We start from the raw sequence: 1,271 nt of genomic DNA on the forward strand, positions 1-1,271 counted from the left end.
GGCAAACGTTATACGGCGGCAAGATGATCATCTATCGCGTGAAGGTCAAGACCTCCGAAACTGGTGGCATGTTCATGGATGGCACGAGATCGCTCGCTCTCGCTATTAGCGAGGCGGAGCAAATTCAGGCCGAAAATCCTCAGTACAAGGTTTCGGTCGAGGCGGAAGAATGGCCTACGCTAACGAACATGAAATACCGCTGGCACCAACTGACGGGAGGCGCCGAAGGGTTTGGAGTTCAGTTTCAGAAAAAGTCTGGTCACAAACACGCCGCAGTCACACCAGTATGGCCGAAGCTGTAGTCGCAACGTGTGGACCGTCGACGTATAACTGGTCGGCCCAGAGGCAATGTCCTTCGGCATTGCCGGGCGTCCAACATAATACGAGCGCATGATCGCCTCTTTCCCCAGTCGCACACGGCTCTTCGAGATGGGGGCCATTACAGTTTATCTTTCCGGCTGGATACTGGGCGGTAGAAATTTCTGGTTGGCACTTTTTGCATTCGCTCTTGCCGGAGGCTTGTTTATTGCGGCCTTCATGCGTAGCGAAAATGAGAAAAAGGGAGTGCTAAGTGCTGCTTTGGTCTCCGCAGCGTTTGTCATTCCAGCTTTGGTTGTCCTGTGGCAGTCTAAGGCCGATCTCCTCGAGATCGAGCGGTTCCGTGCGTACCTTGCGGACCATCGTTGTGAGTATGCTGGAGAAACGGTCGTGGGTGTGTCGCGAGGCGGGTGTAAATTTGAAAATTGTGCCGGGCCTGAGCCCATCGAGGACCAGCAATTTCTTTGCGCGACTACCGGAAAATACATAACACTCACTGGCTTTAAGGAGGGGAACTATGGGCAGTAGACAGCGGAGAACGTATAACTGGTCGGCCAACACGGACGCCTCACGGCCTCCTGTCGCGAGGCGCCGGTTACACGCACGTTAGGCCGCAGAAGATGCCACGCGCCACCGTCCATCTCGAATCGAATCTAGCGCTGCACCACTTCTCCGACGATCTTGTCTGGAGCTGCCGGCACCATGCTCGCATTGCTGAAACAGCGCAGATTCCTTATGAGGTATACGTGTCGAATATGGCCTGCGTCTTCAGCGCAGCATCGTTTCTTGAGGCACGCCTCAACGAACTCACAGCGCARTGCACCGGACCTCTTGCAAAGCCACGTAGGCTTACCCCAGAACTTTGGCAAACCATGCATGACATGCGGAAGTCGCTTTCGCATGTTCAAAWGTGGGACCTAATCGCATCTGCCGCCGGCGGCACGGTCTGGCGC

2 protein-coding genes and 1 pseudogene are annotated in these 1,271 nt (G+C 55.2%); all 3 read left to right on the plus strand.

Annotation, left to right across the window (positions count from 1 at the left end):
• The coding region (locus AC1DWI_RS23600) for a hypothetical protein (RefSeq protein ID WP_477725968.1) at positions 1-302 on the plus strand (302 nt) is incomplete at its 5' end.
• Between the two features lie 88 nt (positions 303-390).
• On the plus strand, positions 391-846 hold the full coding sequence (locus AC1DWI_RS23605) for a hypothetical protein (protein WP_477668239.1): 456 nt from the start codon (positions 391-393) through the stop codon (positions 844-846).
• A gap of 92 nt (positions 847-938) precedes the next feature.
• A pseudogene (locus AC1DWI_RS23610) lies at positions 939-1,271 on the plus strand (hypothetical protein); the annotation flags it as partial.

It is taken from the genome of Polaromonas sp. P3_C2, from assembly GCF_056402675.1.